The 20,300-nt window shown below is 68.0% G+C and carries 22 protein-coding genes and 1 riboswitch; of the genes, 15 read left to right on the top strand and 7 right to left on the bottom strand.

Annotated features, from left to right (window positions below; all coding sequences use genetic code 11):
* Window positions 1–39: 39 nt before the first annotated feature.
* Complete coding sequence (locus QZH52_RS28170) at window positions 40–351, bottom strand: putative quinol monooxygenase (RefSeq protein WP_286524358.1); 312 nt, start codon at window positions 349–351, stop codon at window positions 40–42.
* Between the two features lie 113 nt (window positions 352–464).
* On the opposite strand from QZH52_RS28170, the gene QZH52_RS28165 reads away from it, so the two are divergent.
* Window positions 465–1,427 (top strand): GlxA family transcriptional regulator, encoded by a 963-nt coding sequence (locus tag QZH52_RS28165; RefSeq protein WP_301814134.1) that lies wholly within the window; start codon window positions 465–467, stop codon window positions 1,425–1,427.
* A gap of 270 nt (window positions 1,428–1,697) precedes the next feature.
* On the opposite strand, the gene aceA is transcribed toward QZH52_RS28165, so the two are convergent.
* Together aceA and QZH52_RS28155 are read right to left on the bottom strand one after the other, a co-directional pair.
* Window positions 1,698–3,029: an isocitrate lyase gene (gene aceA, locus QZH52_RS28160; protein ID WP_286532817.1), complete on the bottom strand. Its 1,332-nt coding sequence runs from the start codon at window positions 3,027–3,029 to the stop codon at window positions 1,698–1,700.
* A 249-nt stretch (window positions 3,030–3,278) separates the two neighbouring features.
* Complete coding sequence (locus QZH52_RS28155; RefSeq protein WP_301814131.1) at window positions 3,279–3,674, bottom strand: gamma-glutamylcyclotransferase family protein; 396 nt, start codon at window positions 3,672–3,674, stop codon at window positions 3,279–3,281.
* Window positions 3,675–3,704: 30 nt separating this feature from the next.
* Here QZH52_RS28155 and QZH52_RS28150 point away from each other — a divergent pair, with 30 nt between their 5' ends.
* Window positions 3,705–4,631 (top strand): DMT family transporter, encoded by a 927-nt coding sequence (locus QZH52_RS28150; RefSeq protein WP_286524361.1) that lies wholly within the window; start codon window positions 3,705–3,707, stop codon window positions 4,629–4,631.
* 172 nt (window positions 4,632–4,803) lie between these two features.
* A complete protein-coding gene (locus tag QZH52_RS28145; RefSeq protein WP_286524872.1) occupies window positions 4,804–5,229 on the top strand; it encodes an SWIB/MDM2 domain-containing protein in 426 nt (141 codons plus the stop codon).
* Between the two features lie 79 nt (window positions 5,230–5,308).
* Here the strand turns inward: QZH52_RS28145 and QZH52_RS28140 are convergent, their stop codons facing one another.
* Window positions 5,309–7,036 (bottom strand): thiamine pyrophosphate-binding protein, encoded by a 1,728-nt coding sequence (locus QZH52_RS28140; RefSeq protein ID WP_301814130.1) that lies wholly within the window; start codon window positions 7,034–7,036, stop codon window positions 5,309–5,311.
* Window positions 7,037–7,141: 105 nt separating this feature from the next.
* Between QZH52_RS28140 and QZH52_RS28135 the strand changes: the two genes are divergently transcribed.
* The 9 genes from QZH52_RS28135 (at window position 7,142) to QZH52_RS28095 (ending at window position 16,268) form a co-directional block, all read left to right on the top strand.
* Complete coding sequence (locus tag QZH52_RS28135) at window positions 7,142–7,789, top strand: TetR/AcrR family transcriptional regulator (RefSeq protein ID WP_301814127.1); 648 nt, start codon at window positions 7,142–7,144, stop codon at window positions 7,787–7,789.
* A gap of 132 nt (window positions 7,790–7,921) precedes the next feature.
* Window positions 7,922–8,695: an ABC transporter permease gene (locus QZH52_RS28130; RefSeq protein WP_286507517.1), complete on the top strand. Its 774-nt coding sequence runs from the start codon at window positions 7,922–7,924 to the stop codon at window positions 8,693–8,695.
* 34 nt (window positions 8,696–8,729) lie between these two features.
* A complete protein-coding gene (locus QZH52_RS28125; RefSeq protein WP_301814126.1) occupies window positions 8,730–9,734 on the top strand; it encodes an ABC transporter substrate-binding protein in 1,005 nt (334 codons plus the stop codon).
* Window positions 9,735–9,744: 10 nt separating this feature from the next.
* Window positions 9,745–10,527 carry an ABC transporter ATP-binding protein gene (locus QZH52_RS28120; RefSeq protein WP_286524369.1) on the top strand — a complete coding sequence of 261 codons (783 nt, stop codon included), beginning with the start codon at window positions 9,745–9,747 and terminating at the stop codon, window positions 10,525–10,527.
* A 9-nt stretch (window positions 10,528–10,536) separates the two neighbouring features.
* Window positions 10,537–11,982, top strand: coding sequence for an enolase-like domain-containing protein (locus tag QZH52_RS28115; RefSeq protein WP_301814124.1), 1,446 nt, complete (start codon window positions 10,537–10,539; stop codon window positions 11,980–11,982).
* A 33-nt stretch (window positions 11,983–12,015) separates the two neighbouring features.
* Entirely contained in the window at window positions 12,016–12,993 is a 978-nt protein-coding gene (locus QZH52_RS28110; RefSeq protein WP_301814123.1) for a tripartite tricarboxylate transporter substrate binding protein, read from the top strand.
* A 23-nt stretch (window positions 12,994–13,016) separates the two neighbouring features.
* Entirely contained in the window at window positions 13,017–14,180 is a 1,164-nt protein-coding gene (locus tag QZH52_RS28105; protein ID WP_286532803.1) for a Gfo/Idh/MocA family protein, read from the top strand.
* A 13-nt stretch (window positions 14,181–14,193) separates the two neighbouring features.
* Complete coding sequence (locus QZH52_RS28100) at window positions 14,194–15,381, top strand: dihydrodipicolinate synthase family protein (RefSeq protein ID WP_301814122.1); 1,188 nt, start codon at window positions 14,194–14,196, stop codon at window positions 15,379–15,381.
* Window positions 15,382–15,389: 8 nt separating this feature from the next.
* Window positions 15,390–16,268, top strand: coding sequence for a sugar phosphate isomerase/epimerase family protein (locus tag QZH52_RS28095; RefSeq protein WP_301814121.1), 879 nt, complete (start codon window positions 15,390–15,392; stop codon window positions 16,266–16,268).
* A gap of 6 nt (window positions 16,269–16,274) precedes the next feature.
* On the opposite strand, the gene QZH52_RS28090 is transcribed toward QZH52_RS28095, so the two are convergent.
* From QZH52_RS28090 to QZH52_RS28080, 3 genes are read right to left on the bottom strand one after another with little or no spacing between them, the layout of a single operon-like run.
* Window positions 16,275–16,835 (bottom strand): hypothetical protein, encoded by a 561-nt coding sequence (locus QZH52_RS28090; protein ID WP_301814112.1) that lies wholly within the window; start codon window positions 16,833–16,835, stop codon window positions 16,275–16,277.
* A complete protein-coding gene (locus QZH52_RS28085) occupies window positions 16,819–17,004 on the bottom strand; it encodes a hypothetical protein (RefSeq protein WP_301814110.1) in 186 nt (61 codons plus the stop codon). Before QZH52_RS28085 ends, QZH52_RS28090 begins: the two co-directional genes overlap by 17 nt.
* Window positions 17,005–17,006: 2 nt before the next feature.
* Window positions 17,007–17,657, bottom strand: a complete 651-nt coding sequence (locus QZH52_RS28080) for an FMN-binding negative transcriptional regulator (RefSeq protein ID WP_301814109.1) — start codon at window positions 17,655–17,657, stop codon at window positions 17,007–17,009.
* 186 nt (window positions 17,658–17,843) lie between these two features.
* Here QZH52_RS28080 and QZH52_RS28075 point away from each other — a divergent pair, with 186 nt between their 5' ends.
* The 3 genes from QZH52_RS28075 to QZH52_RS28065 are packed head-to-tail and all read left to right on the top strand — an operon-like array spanning window position 17,844 to window position 20,023.
* On the top strand, window positions 17,844–18,293 hold the full coding sequence (locus QZH52_RS28075) for a GNAT family N-acetyltransferase (protein ID WP_301814107.1): 450 nt from the start codon (window positions 17,844–17,846) through the stop codon (window positions 18,291–18,293).
* 48 nt (window positions 18,294–18,341) lie between these two features.
* Window positions 18,342–18,917: an NnrU family protein gene (locus tag QZH52_RS28070; protein ID WP_301814106.1), complete on the top strand. Its 576-nt coding sequence runs from the start codon at window positions 18,342–18,344 to the stop codon at window positions 18,915–18,917.
* Window positions 18,918–18,928: 11 nt separating this feature from the next.
* The gene (locus QZH52_RS28065) at window positions 18,929–20,023 is read left to right on the top strand and encodes a DNA glycosylase AlkZ-like family protein (RefSeq protein ID WP_301814097.1); all 1,095 of its coding nucleotides are present in this window, start codon (window positions 18,929–18,931) and stop codon (window positions 20,021–20,023) included.
* A gap of 105 nt (window positions 20,024–20,128) precedes the next feature.
* Window positions 20,129–20,287: riboswitch (FMN riboswitch) on the top strand.
* Window positions 20,288–20,300 lie beyond the last annotated feature (13 nt).

Genomic DNA, 20,300 nt, shown 5'->3' with positions numbered 1-20,300 from the left:
GGTGCTGAGATGGAGCCGCAGATTCTATCCGCAGCGCCGTCAGCTCGCCGCGGCGGCGTTTTTGAGGCCCAGGACCTCGATCGGCTCGATGGACGGCGGCTTGGCGAACAGGTCCGGCGCCTTCGCCATGAGCGCCTGGGCGATCGGGCCGCTCAGGTGGGCCTGGCGCCCGGCTTCGTCCTCGAAGGCGTCGAAGACGCCGAAGACGCTGGGCGACAGGCGCAGCGCGAACCAGATCGGCGTGGTCTTCTCGTCGCGCGCCATGGCCAGGCCGGCTTCGAGGAACTGCTGGACCTCGGCTTCCTTGCCCGGCTTGGCTTCGAGGCGGGCGAACAGTGCGTACTTGATCATGAAAGTCTCCGGTGAATGCGGTTGCGCGAGATTGCGTCGACCGGCGTTCACTCTAGGCCCCGCCACGGATTCGCCCTATTGGCATTTTTGACATCTTTGCTATCGTTATTGCCATGAAGATCAGCATTCTCACCCTCGATGGCGTGTTCGATACCGGCCTGGCGACGGTACAGGACGTCTTCGGCACCGCCAACGAACTGGCCGGCATGCTGGGCCTCGCGGTGCCGCCGTTCGAGGTCGTGCTGGTCGGCATGCGGCGGAAGGTGCGCACCGCGCAGGGGCTCGGCGTGCCGGTGCTGCCGGCCGGCCAGGCAGGCACGCCCGATTGGACCGTGATTCCGGCGATCGGCGAGAAGATGCCCGACGGGCTCCAGGTGGCGCTGCGGCGGCGCGACATCGCCGACGCCACGGCCGCGCTGCGCGAGCAATCGGCGGGCGGCGCGCGGATCGCCGCCGCCTGCATCGGCACCTTCGTGCTGGCCGAATCGGGCCTGCTCGACGGCCAGGGCGCGACCACCACGTGGTGGCTGTCGAACCTGTTCCGCCAGCGCTATCCGGCGGTCCGGCTCGAAGAGTCCCGCATGCTGGTCAGCTCCGGCGCCTTCGTCACCGCCGGCGCCGCGCTGAGCCATGTCGACATGGCACTGCTGCTGGTGCGACAGGCCAGCCCCGAGCTTGCCGCGCTCGTGGCGAAGTACCTGATCGTCGACTCGCGGCCTTCGCAATCCGCCTATGTCATCACCGATCACCTGAGCCACTCGGACGCGACCGTCGAGCGCTTCGAGCGCTGGGCCCGCGGCCGGCTGGCGGAGGGGTTCTCGCTCGACGAGGCCGCGAGCGCCGCCGGCACCAGCAAGCGCACGCTGGCGCGCCGCATGCAGCAGGTGCTGGGCAAGACGCCGCTGTCGTACTTCCAGGACCTGCGGGTCGAGCGCGCGGTGCACCTGCTGAAGACCAGCGACAAAAGCCTGGAGCAGATCGCGACGCTGGTGGGCTATGCCGAAGGCGTCACCTTGCGCGCCTTGCTGCGCCAGCGGCTGGGGCGCGGGGTGCGCGATCTGCGCGTGGCGGACTAGGTTGAATCGAGCATCGGGGCGGGCTCACGCCGACGGTGTGCTCTGCTCCGCGAATGTCCCCCGGCCTGCGGCCTCCTCCTTTATTTCGCTGCGCAGAGCACACCATCGGCGCGAGCCGTCACGGCGGTTGTTGATCGGCTGGAACCACCTCCTGCTACCCGGTGCCCTCGGCACGCGCCCCGAACTTCCCGGATGACTGCCCCCCCCACCAAGACAAAAAAGCCCCGCGCGATCGCTCACGCGGGGCTGTCAATCAGCGACCGTCAGTTCTCAGTGGAACTGCTCTTCCTCGGTCGAACCGGTCAGCGCCTTGACGCTGGACGAGCCGCCCTGGATCACGGTCGTCACGTCGTCGAAGTAGCCGGCGCCGACTTCCTGCTGGTGCGACACGAAGGTGTAGCCCTTGTCGCGCGCCGCGAATTCGGGTTCCTGCACCATGTTCACGTAGTGCTTCATGCCTTCGCCGTTGGCATAGGCGTGAGCGAACTGGAAGGTGTTGTACCAGTTGATGTGGATGCCGGCGAGCGTGATGAACTGGAACTTGTAGCCCAGCGCCGAGAGGTCTTCCTGGAACGAGGCGATCTGCTTGTCGTCGAGGTTCTTCTTCCAGTTGAAGGACGGCGAGCAGTTGTAGGAGAGCAGCTTGCCCGGGCAGGCGGCATGCACGGCCTGCGCGAATTCGCGGGCGAAGCCGATGTCCGGCACGCCGGTTTCGCACCACACCAGATCGGCATAGGGCGCGTAGGCGACGCCGCGGCTGATCGACTGCTCGAGGCCGTTCTTGACGCGGTAGAAGCCTTCTTGCGTGCGCTCCCCGGTCAGGAAGGGCTTGTCGTTCGCGTCGTGGTTGGAGGTGATGAGGTTCGCGGCCTCGGCATCGGTGCGGGCCAGCACGATGGTCGAAACGCCCATCACGTCGGCCGCGAAGCGCGCGGAGATCAGCTTCTCGCAGGCTTCCTGCGTCGGCACCAGAACCTTGCCACCCATGTGGCCGCACTTCTTCACCGCGGCCAGCTGGTCTTCGAAGTGCACGCCCGCGGCGCCCGCGGCGATCATGTTCTTCATCAGTTCGAAGGCATTGAGCACGCCGCCGAAGCCGGCTTCGGCATCGGCCACGATCGGCAGGAAGTAGTCGATGAATTCCTTGTCGCCCGGGTTGACGCCGCGGCCCCACTGGATTTCGTCGGCGCGCTTGAAGGTGTTGTTGATGCGGCGGACCATGGTCGGCACCGAGTCGTAGGCGTAGAGCGACTGGTCCGGGTACATGGTTTCGGAGGTGTTGCCGTCGGCGGCGACCTGCCAGCCCGAGAGGTACACGGCTTCGAGGCCGGCCTTGGCCTGCTGCATCGCCTGCCCGGCGCTGATGGCACCGAAGGCATTCACGTAGCCCTTCTTGGCGTCGCCGTTGATCTTCTCCCACAGCTTCTCGGCACCCCGGCGTGCCAGCGTGTGCTCGATCGGCAGCGAGCCGCGCAGGCGCACCACGTCGGCGGCGCTGTAGCCGCGCTTGACGCCCTTCCAGCGCGGGTTGGTGGCCCAATCTTTTTCGAGGGCGGCAATCTGCTGTTCGCGGCTCAGTTGTTCTGTGAGGGTCTGGGGCATGGTCACTCCGAGGGTTGATTGAGAGGTGGGCGCTGTCGCGTCTTGGGCTTTACTGTAAGTCAGAGCCAGACTCTTATGTCTTATAGAAGACATATTTTTGCACGAGCAAAATCAATGACTTACAGACGTTTTTCTCAATGCAAAATTAATTTTCTCGTATTGAGAAAAAATATTGCAGCGCAGCACCACACCTTTTCACAATGCGAAGCGAGCTTTTCACGCGTGAAAACCAGCGCGAGCGAGGCGCATTCAGTCGCGCCGAAACCAATCGCCGCTGGCGATCGCCGACCGTCCGGCGATGCGATCGGGATGGATCTCGTAGACCAGGCAGCAAAGCGCCGCCCCGGCCACGCGCACCTCCACTTCGCGCTTGATGTACTCGCCGCAGTCGTCGGACCTGACCTCTTCGAGCACATCCAGTTGCGCCTCGAGGGCCGGCGTGATGCGATAGATCTCGCCCTGCACCCTCCCCTCGCCGCCCAGCACCGCGCCCGGATAGGCGCCGAGGTCGTAGAGCGTGCCGGCAATCACGCCGTCGGCGATGCGCTGCGGGGCGGGCGAGAAACGCGCGATGTCGTTGCTGCCGCCCGCGCGCAGGGTGCCGTAGACGAAGACGTGGCGGGGTGTCGGGGGGGAATCAGGCATCATCGAATCATCCTCGGAACGACGCCTCGATTGAACACCGCATCCCACGCACCCGGCCGGCTGGTGGCCTATGGCTGCCTCGCCCTGAGCATGTCGCTGGTCGGCAGCTACGTCGCCCTTTCCAAGCCGTTGGTCGCCGCCTTTCCGGTGCTGCTGCTGGCCTGGCTGCGCTTCGGCATCGCGGCGCTGGCGATGCCGCACTGGCTTCGGCGGCCGCCCGGAGAGGCACCGATGACCCGCCGCACCCGCGGGCTGGTCTTCCTCGAATCCTTTCTCGGCAACTTCCTGTTCTCGATCTGCATGCTGTTCGGCGTCAGCCTGACGAGTGCCGTGTCGGCCGGCGTGATCATGGCGTCGATCCCGGCGGTCGTGGCGATCGGCAGCCGGGTCTTCCTGCGCGAGGGCATCACGACGCGGGTCGCGCTGGCGATCGCCTGCGCCGCGCTCGGCATCGGGCTGCTCGCACTGGCCCCGGCGCCGGCCGGCGCGCATGCCGGGCCCGCGGCCGGCGCCTCTATGCCCTGGCTGGGCAACCTGCTGGTGTTCTGCGCGGTGGTCTGCGAAGCCGCCTATGCGGTGATCGGCAAGTCGCTCACCGGACGGCTCGGACCCAAGCGCATCTCCTCGCTGATCAACCTCTGGGGCTTCGTGCTGTCGACGCCCTTCGGCATCTGGTTCGCGCTGCGCTTCGACTTCGGCGCTGTGTCGATCGGCCTCTGGAGCCTGCTCTTCGTCTATGCGCTGGCGGCGAGCATCTGGACCGTGTGGCTCTGGATGACCGGCCTGAAGAGCGTGCCGGCCTCGCAGGCCGGCGTGTTCACGGTGATGCTGCCGGTGAGCGCCGCGGTGGTCGGCGTGCTCGTCCTCGGCGAGCGCCTGAGCACCATGCAAGGGGTCGCCTTCGCGCTCGCGCTGCTCGGCGTCGTGCTCGCGACATGGCCCTCGCGCCGCAACTGAGGCCGCTCCGAGGAGAACGGCACTGCTTCTCCCCTCTGAAAAAACAACAGCTCCCAATGAAAAAGTCGCTTTTTCCCTTGGAAACGCGTTTCTTCTCCTTTAGCATCCGCAATGCCGATGGAGACACTGCTTTTCATTGGTGAAAGTGTCCAACCAAAAAAGGAATTCAACCATGGCAACTGCAAAGAAGGCTCCGGCCAAGAAAGCTCCCGCGAAGAAGGCCGCTCCGGCCAAGAAGGCGGCTGCACCGGCGAAGAAGGCTGCTCCTGCAAAGAAGGCAGCACCCGCCAAGAAGGCTGCTCCTGCAAAGAAGGCTGCTCCTGCGAAGAAGGCGGCTCCCGCCAAGAAGCGCACCCCGAACGCTGCGTTCATGAAGGCACTGACCCCCAGCGCGGCCCTCGCCGCCGTGGTCGGCTCGACGCCTCTGCCGCGCACCGCCGTGGTGAGCAAGCTGTGGGACTACATCAAGAAGAACAACCTTCAGGACAAGGCCAACAAGCGCAACATCAACGCCGACGCCAAGCTGAAGGAAATCTTCGGCAAGCCGCAAGTGTCGATGTTCGAACTGGCTTCGCTGATCGGCAAGCACGTCAAGTGAGGCCGCGGGCGCCTCGCGCGCCTGCCTCAAGAAAGCCGGCAGCCGCCGGCTTTTTTTTCGCCCCTGCGGCGTGTTCGCCCTAGCGGCCCGCGGCCTGCGCCTGTGCCGATCGGGTGATGGCGCTCAGGGTGCCGCGCGTGGTGATGACCTCGGGATCGAGCGGGATCTCGATCAGCGTCCCGGTATCGGCCGCCAGCGCGCGCAGCAGCGCCGCCTCGAACTGCGCGGTCGCGGTCACGCGTTCGGCCGCATAGCCGTAGGCCCGCGCCAGGGCGCAGAAGTCGGGGTTGCGCAGCGCGGTGCCGCTGACCTTGGTCGGGTACTCGCGCTCCTGGTGCATGCGGATGGTGCCGAACATGCCGTTGTTGAGCAGCACGATGATGCTCTTGCCGCCGTGCTGCGAGGCCGTGGCCAGCTCCTGGCCGTTCATCAGGAAGTCGCCGTCGCCCGCGATCGTGAAGGCGATGCGGCCGGTCGCGATGCTGGCCGCGATGCCCGCCGGCACGCCATAGCCCATCGCGCCGCTGGTGGGCGCCAGCTGCGTCTTGTGGCCCTTGGCCAGGCCGTGGTAGCGGAAGTAGCGATGCACCCAGCTGGCGAAGTTGCCCGCGCCGTTGGTGATCGTGGCATCTTCCGGCAGGTGCTTCTGCAGCAGCTTCACCACCGCCACCATGTCGACCTCGCCGCGCGGCGCGTCGGCCGGCAGGCCGGCCAGCGGCTGCGGTTCGAGGTTGGCGAGGTAGTCGGCCTGGGCAGCCGCGGTCCAGGCCTCCCAGGGCAGCTCGGGCGGCGCGCTCAGCACCTCGAGGCTGCGCGCGGCCGAGGCCATGCCGGCATTGATCGCCAGGTCGGCCTGGTAGACGCGGTTGAGCTCCTCCGCGCTGGCATGGATGTGCACCAGCGTCTGTTTCGCCTTCGGCGCTTCGAGCAGCGTGTAGCCGCCGGTGGTCATCTCGCCCAGGCGCGGACCGATCGCGAGGATCAGATCGCTCTGGCGCACGCGCTCCGCCAGCTTCGGATTGATCGCGATGCCGACGTCGCCCGCGTACTGCGGGTGGTGGTTGTCGAAGGTGTCCTGGAAGCGGAAGGCGTTCGCCACCGGCAGCTTCCAGTTCTCGGCGAAGCGCTGCAGCGCCTGCGCCGCCTGCGGCGTCCAGCCGCCGCCGCCGGCGATGACCAGCGGACGCTCGGCCTTCAGCAGCAGCTCGCGCAGGGTGCGCAGCGCGCCGGGGTCGCTCCAGGCGGCCACCGGCTCGACCCGCCTGAGCGGCCGCGCGGCCGTCATGCTGCGCAGCATGTCCTCGGGCAGCACCAGCACCACCGGGCCGGGGCGGCCGTTCATGGCCGTGGCGAAGGCCCGCGCCACGTACTCGGGAATGCGGTCGGCGTCGTCGATGCGCTCCACGCGCTTGGCGAAGCCCTTGGTGCTGGGGCCGAAGAAGCTCGCGTAGTCGACCTCCTGGAAGGCCTCGCGATCGCGGAAGTCGCTGCCGACGTCGCCGACGAAAAGCACCATCGGGGTCGAATCCTGGAAGGCGTTGTGGACGCCGATCGAGGCATTGGTGGCGCCCGGTCCGCGCGTCACGAAGCACACGCCGGGCCGGTTGGTCAGCTTGCCGTGCGCCTCGGCCATGAAGGCCGCGCCGCCCTCCTGGCGGTTGACGATGAAGCGAATGCGATCGCCATAGGCATGGAAGCCGTCGAGCACCGCCAGGAAGCTCTCGCCGGGAACGCCGAAGGCCAGTTCGACGCCTTGCTCGACCAGGCACTCGACAATCAGGTGGCCGGCAGGTTGGGATGGACTCATGGAAGGGCGCCTCTTTCTGTCTGATCTGGATGCAACGGGGATGCCGGATTATCCGTTCGCCCCCTGCCCGCTTGCCTTAATTCCCCAATTGGTTAAATTCGCTGCATGAAAGCTTCCACCCCGGCCGCGGCCGAACCGCGCTCGCGCGATGCCGACCGCTCGCAGCTCGCGATCCTCGAGGCCGCCCGCGACGAGTTCTCGCAGCGCGGACTGGCCGGCGCCCGCATGGACAGCATCGCCGAGCGCGCCGGCCTCAACAAGCGCCTGATCTACTACTACTTCGGCAGCAAGGACGACCTCTTCCTGGCGGTGCTCGAAGGCACCTACGCCGACATCCGCGAGGCCGAGCAGCGGCTGCACCTCGACGAGGTCGAGCCGGTCGAGGCGATCCGGCGGCTGGTCTCGTTCACCTGGCACTACTACCTCGAGCATCCCGAGTTCATCACGCTGCTCAACAGCGAGAACCTTCACCGGGCCGCGCATCTCAAGCGCTCCGAACGGATCCAGGAAATGAACTCCCCGCTGGTCGCCCTGCTCGACGGCGTACTCGAGCGCGGCCGGCGCGACAACCTGTTCCGGGCCGGCGTCGACCCGGTGCAGCTCTACATCTCGATCGCGTCGCTGTGCTACTTCTACCTGTCGAACAACGACACGCTGTCGGCGGTGTTCGGACGCGACCTGCGGGCGCCTAAGGCGATGGCGCAGCGCCTGTCGCACATGACCGACCTGGTGCTCGGCTACGTGCTGCACTGATACGGGTATCTCCTAGTGGCTCGCCGGTTGACGGGCCGACGAGGGCGTTCCTAGAATTGCTAATTCACTTTTTGGTGAATTGAGTTGCGCGGCGCCGCCGTTCGATTCCAGGTCAACCCACCACCTTCGTCGATGCTCCGCAATCTCCTGCTCGCGCCCGCGCTCCGGCCCTTCCTGCTCATCCTGATGCTGCTGGTGCTGTGGGATCTCGCGATCCGCGTCTTCGGCATCCCGGCCTACCTGGTCCCGCCGCCGCTGGAGGTGGTCAAGATGCTCGGCGCCGAATGGCCGCGCCTGCTGGCCGAGAGCTGGAAGACCACGCTCGCCACCCTGGGTGGCTTCGCGCTCACGATCGTCATCGGCATCCCGATCGCGATGGTGATCGCCTATTCGCGCCTGGTGGAGTCGTATGTCTATCCGCTGCTGGTGTTCTCGCAGAGCATTCCTAAGGTGGCGATCGCGCCGCTGTTCGTGGTGTGGTTCGGCTTCGGCATCTTCCCGAAGGTGATCTCGGCCTTCCTGCTGGGCTTCTTCCCGGTGGTGGTGTCGACCGTGATGGGCTTCAAGTCGGTCGAGCCCGACATGCTGGACCTGGCCCGCTCGATGGGCGCGAGCCGGCTCCAGACCTTCTTCAAGATCAGCCTGCCGCAGGCCCTGCCCGCGATCTTCAGCGGGCTCAAGGTCTCGGTCACGCTGGCGGTGGTGGGTGCCGTGGTCGGCGAGTTCGTCGGCTCCAACTCGGGCATCGGTTACGTGCTGCAGGTCGCCAACGGCAACTTCGACCTGCCGCTGATGTTCGCCGCGCTGGTGGTGCTGTCGAGCATCGGCGTGATCCTGTTCGTCGCCGTCGACGGGGTCGAGCGGCTGATGATTCCGTGGCACGCCTCGCAGCGCCACGTCCAGTGAGTTCCGTCGCAACAACATCCCAAAGGAGACAAGCATGAAGATGATGACTTCGCTGATCGCCGGCGCCGCAGCCGCCCTGGTGCTCGCCGTGACGCCCGCGCAGGCGCAGAACAAGCCGCAGGACAAGGTCACGCTGATGCTCAACTGGTACCTCTACAGCGAGCACGCGCCCTTCTTCCTCGGCAAGGAGCGCGGCTACTACGCCGACGAAGGCATCGACCTGGAGATCCAGGAGGGCCGCGGCTCGGCCGTCACCGCCCAGGCAGTCGCCGCCCGCTCGGCGACCTTCGGCTACATCGACGTCACGACCATGATCAAGGCCGCCGCCAAGGGCGCGCCGCTGAAGTCGACCGGCGTGCTGTTCCAGGTCAGCCCGATGTCGGTGATGGGCTTCAGCGAGAAGGGCATCAAGGCGCCGAAGGACATCATCGGCAAGACCGTGGCGGTCACGCCGGGCGACTCGATGTCGCAGATGTGGCCGCTGTTCCTCAAGGTCAACAACATCCAGCCCGACCAGGTCAAGATCGTCTCGGGCGACGCCCAGACCAAGCTCAATGCCGTGACCACCGGCCAGGCCGATCTGCTGCTGGGCTACGTGATGGACCAGGCGATCAAGCTGCAGGACGCCACCGGCAAGCCGGTGACGCCGATCCGCTTCGCCGATTCGGGCGTCAACCAGATCAGCTCCGGCATCATCGCCAACAAGAACCTGCTGACCGAGAACCCCGACCTCGTGAAGCGCTTCATGCGGGCCTCCACGCGCGCCGCCGAAGCGGCCGAGAAAGACCCGGCCGCGGCGGTCGATGCGATGCTCAAGGCCAACCCCAAGGCCGGCGTGCGCGACACCCTGATCGTCGGCATGAAGCAGAGCGCGGCCCTCTATCACACCAAGGACACCGCCAACCAGCGGCCGTTCCGGGTGGCGATGAAGAACGTCAACGACTCGCTCGACCTGCTGGTGCAATACGGCGGCATGGACGCGGCCACCCGCGGCAAGCCCGAAGACTACGTCACGCTCGACTTCCTGCCGACCAACTGACCTGCTTTCCATGGCCCTGGACACACTCATCGAAGCGCGCGGCGTCGCCAAGACCTACCAGAGCAAGGACGGCCCGGTCGAGTCGCTCAAGCCGCTCGACTTCTCGATCCGCGAGGGCGAGTTCGTCTCGGTGGTCGGTCCCTCGGGCTGCGGCAAGAGCACGCTGCTGAAGATGGTGGCCGGGCTGCTGCCGATCAGCGCCGGCACCCTGACCCTCGCCGGCAAGCCCATCACCGGGCCGCAGAAGGACGTCGGCATCGTGTTCCAGAGCGCGGTGCTGCTGGCCTGGCGCAGCATCGAGGACAACATCCTGCTGCAGGCCGAGATCCGCCGCCTGCCCAAGGCCGCGGCGCGCGAGCGGGCCCGCGCGCTGATGCAGATGGCGGGCCTCGCCGGCTTCGAGAACAAATACCCGTGGCAACTCTCGGGCGGCATGCAGCAGCGGGCCTCGATCTGCCGCGCCCTGCTGCACGATCCCTCGGTGCTGCTGATGGACGAGCCCTTCGGCGCGCTCGACGCCATGACGCGCGAGAAGATGAACCTCGAGCTGCAGCGCATCTGGTCGGCCTCGAAGAAGACAGTGCTGCTGATCACGCACAGCATCCCCGAGGCGATCTTCCTGTCGGACCGGGTGATCGTCATGAGCGAGCGCCCGGGCTCGATCGCCGCCATCTACGACATCGACCTGCCGCGGCCCCGGCCGCTCGACGTCATGGGCACCGAACGCTTCGCTGCCTACGCCCGGACCCTGCGCGCGCATTTCTTCGCGCAGGGCCAGCTCGACGCCCACTGACGGCTCGCCGTGACCGCTTCCGCCTCGCCCAGCGCGCCGGCCGTGCGCATCCTCGCCGTCGATTTCGGCGTCCGCGCGATGAGCTTGCGCCTGCCGTTCAAGTTCGGCGCCGTCACGCTCACCCGCTGCCCGCAGGTGTTCGTGCGCGCCACCGTGGATTGCGGCGCGCAAGGCACGGCCCAGGGCTGGGCCGCCGAGCTGATGGTGCCGCGCTGGTTCGACAAGCGGGCAGGGCTGAGCCAGGCCGACAACGTCCGCCACCTTCAACTGGCGCTGGAAGCCGCCGCGGCGGCCTACACCCGCGGCGCGCCGGCGACGGCCTTCGATCTGTTCGCCCGGCACTACGAGGCGCTGACCATGCAGGGCGAAGCCGCGGGGCTCACGGCGCTGGCCACCGGCTTCGGCCAGGCGGTGCTCGATCGCGCGGTGCTCGACGCGCTGTGCCGCGCGATGCAGGTGCCGGTGCATGTCGCCTTCCAGCGCAACCTGGTCGGCATCGGCGACACGCCGCTGGCCGACGACCTGCGCGGCTGGAACTGGAACGGATGGCTGGCGCGGCTGGCGCCAGCCGCCCATCTCGAAGCCCGCCACACGATCGGCATGCTCGATGCGCTCGAAGGCGACACCGTGGATGTGGCCGGGCTGCCGGTCAGCCTTTCCGCGGTGGTGCGCCGCTACGGCCATCGCTATTTCAAGATCAAGCTCGGCGGCGACCCTGCCGCCGACCTTGCGCGGCTCGATGCGGTGCTGGAGGCACTCGACGCCGCCGCGCCCGGCCATCGCTTCAGCCTCGACGGCAACGAGCAGTACGCCGACATGGCGGCGCTGCAGGCGCTGTGCGCCGGGTTGCGCACGCTGCCCCGGCTGGCCGCGCGGCCCGACGCGCTGCTCTACATCGAACAGCCGCTGCCGCGCGAAGCCAGCATGACAGGCGCGCTGGCGGGGCTGGGCGCCCCGGCCCCGCTGCTGCTCGACGAGGCCGACGGCACGCTCGACGCTTTTCCGGTCGGCCGCGCGCATGGCTGGCGCGGCGTCTCGAGCAAGGGCTGCAAGGGCCTCTACAAGGCGGTGCTGAATCGCGCCCGCTGCGATCAGTGGAACTTGACGACGCGCAACACCGGCGACCGCTGCTTCATGTCGGCCGAAGACCTGACTTGCCAGGCCGGCCTGGCCGTTCAGCAGGACCTCGCGCTGGCATCGCTGCTGGGCCTGGTTCACTGCGAGCGCAACGGCCATCACTACGTCGACGGCTTCGGTGGCGCCCCGGCCGCCGAGCAGCAGGCCTTCGCCGCGGCCCATGGCGACCTCTACGAGAGCGCCGGCGGACCGCCGCGGCTCGCGATCCGCGGCGGCCGGATTGCGATCGGGTCGCTGGCACAACCCGGTTTCGCGCATGGCGCCGACCCCGACTTCAACAGCCTGCAACCCCTCTCGCAAGCGCCTGCCCTCGTGTAGCCGCTCGCTTCACCCCCACCACAAGGAGACTCCATGCCCTTCACCCGACGCGCCGGCCTCGCAGCCTGCCTCGCCCTCAGCACCGCCTTCGCGGCCACGGCAGCCGAAACGGCCTACCCGACCAAGCCGATCCGCGTGATCGTGCCGTTCGCGGCCGGCAGCACCACCGACATCATCGCCCGCGCCATCACCGACAAGATGAGCGCCAGCATGGGCCAGATGCTGGTGATCGACAACCGCGGCGGCGCCAGCGGCACCATCGGCCAGCAGGCCGTGGCCACGGCCGCGCCGGACGGCTACACGATCATGATCCACTCGTCGTCGCACACGGTGAGTCCCTCGACCTTCGCCAAGCTGCCCTTCGACACGGTCGCCGACTTCGCCGGCGTGACGCCGATCTCGACCCTGCCGAACGCGCTGGTGATCTCGCCGTCGAAGAACATCAAGACACTGAAGGAACTGGTCGCCGCCGCCAAGGCCAAGCCGGGCACGATCAACTTCGCTTCGGCCGGCCAGGGCAGCGCGACCCACCTGAACGCCGAGAAGTTCAAGCTGGCGGCGAAGATAGACGCCACCAACATCCCGTTCAAGGGCTCGGCCGACGCCGTGACCGAGGTGCTGTCGGGACGGGTCGACTACTACTTCTCGCCGATCGCGCCGGTCATCGGCCAGATCCGCGAAGGCCACCTGCTGGCCCTGGCGGTCGGCTCGCCGAAGCGCGCGGCCGCCCTGCCCGATGTGCCGACCACCGCCGAAGCCGGCGTGCCGGGCTCCGAGTTCAACTTCTGGATCGGCATGATGGCGCCCGCCAAGACGCCGCGCGAGGTTGTCAACAGGCTGCACGACGAGGTCGCGAAGGCCCTCGCCAGCCCCGAGGTCAAGGAGCGCTTCCTGAAGCTGGGCGCCGACGCCTGGACCCTCAAGCCCGAGCAGTTCGACGCCTACATCAAGGACGAGATCGCCAGCAACGCCACCCTGGTGAAGGCCGCCGGCCTGTCGCCAGCCCCCTAAGCCAACCTACAGCGGAGAACCCCATGGCACAACAACGACTCGGAATCATCATGCACGGCGTCACCGGACGCATGGGCATGAACCAGCACCTGATTCGCTCCATCGTCGCGATCCGCGCCCAGGGCGGCGTGACGCTCTCGAACGGCGACAAGGTCATGCCCGACCCGATCCTGATCGGCCGCAACGCCGAGAAGATCGAGGCCCTGGCCAAGGCCCACGGCATCGCGCGCTGGGGATGCGACCTCGACGCCGCGCTCGAGAACAAGGACGACACCATCTTCTTCGACGCCGGCACCACGCAGATGCGCCCGACCCTGCTGGCCAAGGCGATCCGCGCCGGCAAGCACGTGTACTGCGAGAAGCCGATCGCGACCAACCTCAACGAGGCGGTCGAGATCGCCCGCCTGGCCGAAGGCTCGGGCCTGAAGCACGGCGCGGTGCAGGACAAGCTGTTCCTGCCCGGCCTGCGCAAGCTCGACATGCTGCGGCGCGCCGGCTTCTTCGGCCGCATGCTGTCGGTGCGGCTGGAGTTCGGCTACTGGGTGTTCGAAGGCGACCTGCAGCCGATCCAGCGGCCGTCGTGGAACTACCGCAAGGAAGACGGCGGCGGCATGATCCTCGACATGATGTGCCACTGGCGCTACGTGCTGGACAACCTGTTCGGCGAAGTGCAGTCGGTGTCGTGCATCGGCGCCACCCACATCCCGAAGCGCTGGGACGAGGACGGCAAACCCTACGAGGCGACCGCCGACGATGCCGCCTACGCCACCTGCGAGCTCAAGGGCCACAACGGCGAGCCGGTGATCGCCCAGATCAACATGAGCTGGGTCACGCGCGTCCGGCGCGACGACCTCGTGACCTTCCATGTCGACGGCACCGACGGCTCGGCGGTCGCCGGCCTGTCGTCCTGCCGGGCGCAGTCGCGCGTGGCCACGCCGCGGCCGGTGTGGAACCCGGACGAGAAGCAGACCATGAACTTCTTCGACCAGTGGCAGGAGATCCCGGACTCGCAGGTCTACGACAACGGCTTCAAGATCCAGTGGGAACATTTCATCCGCCACGTGGTCGAGAACGCCCCCTACAAGTGGACGCTGCCCGAAGGCGCCAAGGGCGTTCAGCTGGTCGAGACCGCGCTCGAAAGCTGGAAGGACCGGCGCTGGGTCGACGTGCCGGCGCTGAAGATCTGACGAGGACATCGCCATGACCCTCTCGCTCACCCTCCCCGTGGCCGGCGGCGCGCTGGCGCCGTACGCGCTGCGCGGCAGCGCGCCGGTGCGGCCGCCCGCGGGCGTCAAGTTCAACCGCATCGCCTATTCGGCGGCGCACGTGGTGGCCGACCCGCTGGCCGCCATCGACCCCTGGCTGCAAAGCGCGGTCGACTGGGACGCCACCATCGGCTATCGCCGCCACCTGTGGTCGCTGGGCCTGGGCGTGGCCGAGGCCATGGACACCGCGCAGCGCGGCATGGGCCTGGACTGGCCGACCTCGCTGGAGCTGATCCGCCGCTCGCTCGATGCAGCGAAGGACGTGCCGGGCGCGCTGGTGGCCTCGGGCTGCGGCACCGACCACCTGAACATCGACGAGGTCCGCAGCGTCGATGACGTGATCCGCGGCTACGAAGAGCAGATGGCGGCGATCGAGGCGCTGGGCGGCAAGCTGATCGTAATGGCCAGCCGCGCGCTGGCGCGGGTCGCGAAGAGCCCGGCCGACTACGAGCGGGTGTACGACCGCATCCTGCGCCAGGCCAAGCAGCCGGTGGTGCTGCACTGGCTGGGCGACATGTTCGACCCGGCGCTGGCGGGCTACTGGGGAACGAAGGACATCGATGCCGCGATGGCCACCGCGCTAGGCATCATCGCAGCCCATCCGGACAAGGTCGACGGCATCAAGATCTCGCTGCTCGACAAGGACAAGGAGATCGCGATGCGCCGGCAGCTGCCGCCGGGCGTTCGCATGTACACCGGCGACGACTTCAACTATGCCGAGCTGATCGCGGGCGACGGCCACGGCAGCGAGCAGACCCACGGCCAGAGCGACGCGCTGCTGGGCATCTTCGACGCCATCGCGCCGGCCGCGAGCGCGGCGCTGGGCGAACTGGCGCAGGGCAACGTGGAGAAGTTCCACGCCATCCTCGGGCCCACGGTGCCGCTGTCGCGCCACATCTTCGCGGCGCCGACGCGTTTCTACAAGACCGGCGTGGTCTTCATGGCCTGGCTCAACGGCCACCAGAGCCACTTCACGATGGTCGGCGGCCAGCAGAGCACGCGTTCGCTGCAGCATTTCGCGGAACTGTTCCGGCTCGCCGATGCGGCCAACCTGCTGGAGCAGCCCGAACTGGCGGTGCGGCGCATGAAGACCTTGCTGGCGCTGCACGGCGTCGAGGGGTGAGGCCGGCCATGCGCGACTTCTCGCAGAACCACGACTGGCTGTCGATCAACACCGCGACGATCCGCAAGCAGCGAGGCGCCGAGGTGCCGCTGGACCGGATCATCGACCAGTGCGCCGAGCACGGCATCCGTGCGATCAGCCCTTGGCGCGACCAGGTCGCCGCCGTCGGGCTGGACAAGGTCGCAAAGCAGCTGAAGGCCCATGGCATCGGGCTCTCAGGCTACTGCCGCGGCGGCTTCTTCCCAGCGCCCGATGCGGCCGGCCTGCGGGCCGCGCTCGACGACAACCGCCGCGCCATCGACGAGGCGAAGACGCTCGACGCCCCCTGCTTGGTGCTGGTGGTCGGCGCCCTCCCCGGCGCGCTCGACGGCAAGGCCGCCTACAAGGACATCGGCCGCGCGCGCGGCGAGGTGCGCGACGGCATCGCGGCGTCGCTCGACTACGCGCGCCAGGTCGGCATGCCGCTGGCGATCGAACCGTTGCACCCGATGCAGGCGGCCGACCGGGCCTGCATCAACACGCTGGAGCAGGCGCTCGACCTGTGCGACGAACTCGACGCCGCACGCTCGGGCATGCTGGGCGTGGCGCTGGACATCTATCACGTGTGGTGGGATCCGAAGCTGCAGCAGCAGATCGCTCGGGCAGGCCGCGAACGCCTGCTGGCCTACCATGTCTGCGACTGGCTCACGCCGACGCGCGACCTGCTGTCGGACCGCGGGATGATGGGCGACGGCGTGGTCGAGCTGCGCAAGATCCGCGGCTGGGTCGAGGCCGCGGGCTTCGAGGGTTTCAGCGAGGTCGAGATCTTCTCGGCGCTGGACTGGTGGCAGCGCTCGGGCGAAGAGACGCTGGTCACCTGCATCGAGCGGCATCGCAGCGCGGTGTGAACGCCTTCATCGATGATGCGCCCGCAGGGCGGCATCATCGATCCGCACCAGCAGACGGCGCCGGATCAATCCGCTGACCGGACGGATCAGCCACCAGTACGGCGTGAAGCGACGTCGTGCACTGGCGTCGACGCAATGCACGCGGGTTTCGGTCATCAGTCGCGTGCGTCCGCCGGGCAGCGCCTCGGTGCTGAAATTCAGCACCAGCTTGGCCAGCCCGGGTTCGGAAAAGCCGGCGAACTGCTGCCTCGGGTGGGCCAGCGTGACGAGGCCGTAGTCGCGCTGCCAGAAGCGTCCCACCAGCCCGAAGACGAGTTCGCGGTCGGCGTCGCGGCCCAGGATCATGAAGTCCTCGATGCCGAAGGCGGGGCGCCCGGCCAGCCCGCTTCGGGCGCCGAGCAGCTGGTCCGGTGCCTCGCGCAGGCGGATGAAGAACCGCGCCAAAGGGTCTTCGGCCACGCCCGGAAGAAGCACGGCGTTCAGCAGCGCCTTGGGCGTCGCGCGAGTGATCAATGCGTGCCGCTCGCGGAACTGGAAAGCGGGCAGGAAGTCATCGATCAGCGGCATCTGCATTCCTCAGCGCCACGCCGCTCGCGGCCTCGGCTCCAATGGTGGCGTTGGCCGCGACCGAGTGCTCCGAACACAGCGCCAGGCCGTCCAGGCCCATGGCGCCGTACGCAGCGATCAGCAGCAATCTCAAGGCGCGGTGCGTCGGCAGCGGCGGTCGCGCGGCCATGGTCAGACGCCTTCGGACCGGCCGATGGCGTTTCGCACCAGCGACGCCATCGCCAGTGCGTTGTCGCTGCCTTCGGCCATCAGGCCCTCCACGGTGCCCCACCGGTCCTGCAGTTCCTCGTCCTGACTTGCCTTGCGCTTGCCGACGAGGTCGTCGATCGGAATCTCGATGCCGACGACGGCGCGCAGCAGCCTGTCGATGAAATCGCTCGGCGCGTCCGCCATCGACCACGGCATGGGTCGTTCTGCCTCGTTGTCGGAGGTGAGCCGCGCCAGCAGGTCGCGCAACCAACCCTCGTCGTGGATCGCCCGTGCGACGCCATGCGCGTGCGCGACCTCATAATTCCAGGTCGGGACGACCTTTCCGTGCTCGCGCTTGCCCGGGTACCAAGCCGGCGTGATGTAGGCGTCGGGACCCTGGAACATGACGATCGATTGCCTCGATGCATCAAGTTGGCGCCAGACCGGATTGGCTCGTGAAACGTGGCCAAGGAGGGTTCCGAATTTGCCGCGCGACCGATCCAGGAGAAACGGCAGATGGTTGGCAACGAGCCCGTCGGCACCTGGCACGACCCAGGCGCCGAGCGGATGGGCCTCGATCAATGCGAGGGCGGCATCGCTGCCGGGCAGTTCATGGTGTCTGGGAACGTACATGGGGAGATTTAGAGCGACGACCGGGACGCGCCTGCATGCGCGCAATGGTAGCCGTGGCGTCCAAGGCGAAGACTTGGAACCATCTGAAATCACTGGCCGGCTTTCGGACCTTTCCCATGTCATCGCGTGGTCGCATCGATAGGATGCGGGGAACAAAGTAGAAGCCGCTCTCCGCTCGATCCGCCCATGCAAATACGTGAGCTCGCCCACTCCGACCTTTCCGCACTGCTTCATCTCTACAAGCATCTCCACGACGCCGACGAGCCCCTCCCGGAACCCACGCGGATCGAAGCGGTCTGGCATGAAATCCAGGCGAACTGGGGCATTCGCTACTTCGGGGCGTTCGTCGAATCTCGACTGGTTTCCAGCTGCACGCTGGCCGTGATCCCTAACCTCACACGCGGCGGCAGGCCCTACGGCGTCATCGAGAATGTCGTCACCCTGGCGGAGCACCGCGCTTGCGGGTTCGGCAGGGCCGTCCTGGCAGAGGCACTGTCCGCCGCCTGGTCCCGAGGCTGCTACAAGGTCATGCTGATGACCGGCAGGAAGGACGAAGCCACATTCCAGTTCTATGAATCCGCGGGATTCGATCGACAGGCAAGGCAGGCCTTCATCGCCAAGCCCTCCTGGCTGTAAGCTGATTCGCCTCCCAACGACCGTTGAACACCATCCGGAGCGTTCGTCATGTCCCTTCTCGTCATCGGCCTCGTCCTGTTCCTCGGCATCCATTCCGTGTCGATCGTCGCGCCCGCCTGGCGCGATGCGCAGGTGGCGCGACGCGGCGAGCGGGCCTGGAAAGGCATGTACGCCCTGGCCTCGCTGGCCGGATTGCTGTTGCTCATTCATGGTTACGGTCAGGCACGCCTGACCCCCGTGGTGCTCTACACGCCGCCGACCGGGCTGCGGCATCTCGCGCTGCTGCTGATGCTGCCGGTGTTTCCACTGCTCTTCGCCGCCTACCTGCCCGGGCGCATTCAACGCGCGGCCCGGCATCCCATGCTGCTGGCGGTGAAGCTCTGGGCCACCGCCCACCTGCTGGCCAACGGCACCCTGGCTGACCTGCTCCTGTTCGGCGCCTTTCTCGCCTGGGCGGTGGCCGACCGCATTTCCGTCAAGCGCCGCGCGGTGCCGCGCAGCGTACCCGGTGCGCCGCCGAGCGCCGTGAACGACATCGTCGCCGTGGTCGGGGGCTTGGGCGTGTATGCCGCCTTCCTGTTCAAGGTCCACGGATGGCTCACGGGCATGCCGCTGCTCGGCTGACCCACCACCGCATGCCCACCGACCCCACGCTCGACCACCTGCGCCGCTACGCGGTGGCGCGCACCCTCTTCACGCCCACCACGCTGCCGGCCGCGATCCGGCGCCTGGGCTTCGTGCAAGCCGACCCGATCCGCGCCCCTGCGCGGGCCCAGGACCTGACCCTGCGCCATCGCGTCAAGGACTATCGCGCCGGCGACCTCGAAGGCCGCTACGCGCGGCTCGCGGTCGAGGAGGATTGCCTGGTGAACTACGGCTTCCTGCCGCGCGAGCACCTGGCGCTGATGCACCCGCGCGAGGCCGCCCGCCCTTGGGACGCCGAGACCCGGCGCAAGGCCGCCGAGGTGCTGGCCTTCGTGCGCGAGCGCGGGCCGGTGCATCCGCGCGCGGTCGAGCTGCAATTCGCGCACGGCCGCATGAAGAACTACTGGGGCGGCTCCAGCAATGCCAGCACGCACCTGCTCGACGACATGCACTACCGCGGCCTGCTGCGGGTCCAGCGGCGCGACGGCGGCACCCGCATCTACGAGGCGGTGACCCACCCGCCCGCCGACGACAGCCCGGCCGGCCGCGCCCGGCGCGCCGGCGCGCTGGTCGACCTGATCGTGCGCAAGTACGCGCCGCTGCCGGCCGCGAGCCTCACCTACCTGGTGCGGCTGCTCGGCTACGGCGCCCCGCACCTGTCGGCACAGACGCAAGCCGCGCTGGCGCTGGCGCGCAAGCAGCTCGCCAGCTGCCGCATCGACGGCACGACCTGGTACTGGCCGGCCGACGAGAACCCGCGCTCGCAGCGCCACACGCCGGACGATGAACTGCGCCTGCTCGCGCCCTTCGACCCGGTGGTCTGGGACCGCCGCCGCTTCACGCTGCTGTGGGGCTGGCCGTACAAGTTCGAGGCCTACACGCCGGCTGCGAAACGGCAGTTCGGCTACTACGCCCTGCCGATGCTGTGGCGGGACCAGGTGATCGGCTGGGCCAACGTCCCGGCCCGCGACGGCCGGCTGCAACCCGACTTCGGCTACGCCGCAGGCCAGCCGCAGGGCGCCGCGTTCCGTGCCGCGCTCGACGACGAACTGCAGCGCATGGCGCAATTCCTGGCCGCCCGCTGATGCGCCGTGGCGCGGCCCTGCCCCGCGATGGGGCTTGGCTCGTGGGCGACAGCGCGTCGCGGCCGACTTGCCTAGAATCCGGGCTGCTTCGACAACCGTCGAGGCAAGCGTTCTCAGGGCGGGGTGAAACTCCCCACCGGCGGTGATGGCAGCCCGGGCTGCACGAGCCCGCGAGCGCCTGCGGCGACGCAACTCGCCGCAGGGTCAGCAGACCCGGTGCGATCCCGGGGCCGACGGTCACAGTCCGGATGAAAGAGAGCGCGACCCCATGGCGGGG

Origin of the sequence: Variovorax ginsengisoli, from assembly GCF_030486595.1 — a bacterium.
Classification (GTDB): Bacteria; Pseudomonadota; Gammaproteobacteria; order Burkholderiales; family Burkholderiaceae_C; genus Variovorax; species Variovorax ginsengisoli_B.
This window is presented reverse-complemented; position numbering and strand designations above follow the sequence as displayed.

Bases quoted from the DNA above. Each gene is read 5' to 3' on its own strand.
- QZH52_RS28085 (WP_301814110.1), bottom strand. From the start codon at position 17,004: ATGGCCGCGCGACCGCCGCTGCCGACGCACCGCGCCTTGAGATTGCTG.
- QZH52_RS28155 (WP_301814131.1), bottom strand. From the start codon at position 3,674: ATGCCTGATTCCCCCCCGACACCCCGCCACGTCTTCGTCTACGGCACC.
- QZH52_RS28105 (WP_286532803.1), top strand. From the start codon at position 13,017: ATGGCACAACAACGACTCGGAATCATCATGCACGGCGTCACCGGACGC.
- QZH52_RS28090 (WP_301814112.1), bottom strand. From the start codon at position 16,835: ATGCCGCTGATCGATGACTTCCTGCCCGCTTTCCAGTTCCGCGAGCGG.
- QZH52_RS28110 (WP_301814123.1), top strand. From the start codon at position 12,016: ATGCCCTTCACCCGACGCGCCGGCCTCGCAGCCTGCCTCGCCCTCAGC.
- QZH52_RS28165 (WP_301814134.1), top strand. From the start codon at position 465: ATGAAGATCAGCATTCTCACCCTCGATGGCGTGTTCGATACCGGCCTG.
- QZH52_RS28145 (WP_286524872.1), top strand. From the start codon at position 4,804: ATGGCAACTGCAAAGAAGGCTCCGGCCAAGAAAGCTCCCGCGAAGAAG.
- QZH52_RS28100 (WP_301814122.1), top strand. From the start codon at position 14,194: ATGACCCTCTCGCTCACCCTCCCCGTGGCCGGCGGCGCGCTGGCGCCG.
- QZH52_RS28080 (WP_301814109.1), bottom strand. From the start codon at position 17,657: ATGTACGTTCCCAGACACCATGAACTGCCCGGCAGCGATGCCGCCCTC.
- QZH52_RS28095 (WP_301814121.1), top strand. From the start codon at position 15,390: ATGCGCGACTTCTCGCAGAACCACGACTGGCTGTCGATCAACACCGCG.
- QZH52_RS28130 (WP_286507517.1), top strand. From the start codon at position 7,922: ATGCTCCGCAATCTCCTGCTCGCGCCCGCGCTCCGGCCCTTCCTGCTC.
- QZH52_RS28120 (WP_286524369.1), top strand. From the start codon at position 9,745: ATGGCCCTGGACACACTCATCGAAGCGCGCGGCGTCGCCAAGACCTAC.
- QZH52_RS28135 (WP_301814127.1), top strand. From the start codon at position 7,142: ATGAAAGCTTCCACCCCGGCCGCGGCCGAACCGCGCTCGCGCGATGCC.
- QZH52_RS28070 (WP_301814106.1), top strand. From the start codon at position 18,342: ATGTCCCTTCTCGTCATCGGCCTCGTCCTGTTCCTCGGCATCCATTCC.
- QZH52_RS28170 (WP_286524358.1), bottom strand. From the start codon at position 351: ATGATCAAGTACGCACTGTTCGCCCGCCTCGAAGCCAAGCCGGGCAAG.
- QZH52_RS28125 (WP_301814126.1), top strand. From the start codon at position 8,730: ATGAAGATGATGACTTCGCTGATCGCCGGCGCCGCAGCCGCCCTGGTG.
- QZH52_RS28075 (WP_301814107.1), top strand. From the start codon at position 17,844: ATGCAAATACGTGAGCTCGCCCACTCCGACCTTTCCGCACTGCTTCAT.
- QZH52_RS28140 (WP_301814130.1), bottom strand. From the start codon at position 7,036: ATGAGTCCATCCCAACCTGCCGGCCACCTGATTGTCGAGTGCCTGGTC.
- aceA (WP_286532817.1), bottom strand. From the start codon at position 3,029: ATGCCCCAGACCCTCACAGAACAACTGAGCCGCGAACAGCAGATTGCC.
- QZH52_RS28065 (WP_301814097.1), top strand. From the start codon at position 18,929: ATGCCCACCGACCCCACGCTCGACCACCTGCGCCGCTACGCGGTGGCG.